Annotated in this window: 1 protein-coding gene; it reads right to left on the bottom strand. The window is 41.6% G+C overall.

Translation table 11 applies throughout. The annotated features are described in order from the left end of the window. The coding region (locus tag ACFINY_RS09705) for a tyrosine-type recombinase/integrase (RefSeq protein ID WP_375701068.1) at positions 1 to 1,091 on the bottom strand (1,091 nt) is incomplete at its 3' end. Between the last annotated feature and the right edge of the window lie 258 nt (positions 1,092 to 1,349).

The following is a 1,349-nucleotide window of genomic DNA, read 5'->3' as shown; positions in this document are numbered from 1 at the left end:
TAGGCACGCTCTACTTTGCCGCCAACTGTATGACTTAGAATAGTTTCAGCGACCTCATAGGGGGCATCGGTTGTTTCAGCGAGCCAATCACGTAAACTAGAACGAAATCCATGGGGGCATGCCTCAATTTTATTGTCTCTCATATATTGAGCCATACAATTTGCAGCGAGGGGACCCCGACCGGTTGCAGAAAAGAAGAAATCATTGCGAGAAAGCAAGCGCGCTTGTTTTAAGATTTCTAATGCTTCTGATGATAGAGGCACGCGAAACTCTTCTGTAGTATCACGTCGACCTTTCATATTTTCAGCAGGGATTGTCCAGATATCGCCATCAACTTGGTCTTTATGAATATGACACAAAGGGTTGGTACGAACGCCTGTCAAAATAAGCAAACGCAAAGCCAGTTGTGTTAAGGTTGATGCTTCGCAAAGTGTTTTATAAAAGGCAGGGACATCTCTCCAATCCATAGCTGGAAAATTTTGCGTTTTATGGCGTTGTTTACCTAAGAGAGCGCGTGCTTTTTCTGTTGCTTGTAAATCAACATCCAAACCCAAAGCAGCCGCATGTTTGAGACAAATATTAAGGCGGGTAAGAGCTTTATCAGCTGTTGCTGCTTTTGTATGCCAAATGGGAGCAAGTGTATTGCGTATCTCTGTTTGTGTAATCTCTGAAACGGGGAGGCAACCTAATTTGGGGAGAATATGGAGTTTTAAGGGTAAAAACCAACGCCCATCTTTACCATCTCCTTTTAGTTCAGCTTTACGGCTTTCAAAAGCATCCAACGCGATATCTTTTAAATAATGGAGATTACTTATTGCCTCACGCTTTTGTTTATTGCGTTCTTTAATGGGGTCACGACCTTCACGAAGAACAGAGCGCCACCCAGTTGCCAATTCACGGGCTTGTTTTAAAGAGACATCTCTCAAGGCACCCAAGCCCATTTCACGGCGCCGCCCATGAATGGTAAAACGGTAAATCCATTGAGCACCTCCATCTTTACGCTTATGAAGTAACAAGCCGGCACCATCATTATATTTGCCAGCTCCCAATGTTGCGACAGCTCTTGCATTAAGACGGTTCATAAGAGCCATTTTTAGTCCTTTCTTATACAAATTTTATCCATACACTCATCCCACTTGTTATGTACAAATGAGTGGTTTTAGTTGATTCAAGATAAACAGATTTGAAATGAGAGAATCTTACGTTATTCGGGATTCTAATTCAATATGAATAACGCTATATTATCATTATAAATCAATGTGTTATCTGAGTTCTGATCAACATCATAAGTTTGCATTGGAGTGTAAGGACCATGTTTCTTTAGAGCCTTTGTTATCATCAGAGCAGCA

The organism is Bartonella sp. AA23NXGY (genome assembly GCF_042197165.1).
In the GTDB taxonomy this organism is placed as follows: Bacteria; Pseudomonadota; Alphaproteobacteria; order Rhizobiales; family Rhizobiaceae; genus Bartonella.
Note: the sequence above shows the minus strand (reverse complement) of the source record. Positions and strands in the feature narration are given on the sequence as shown.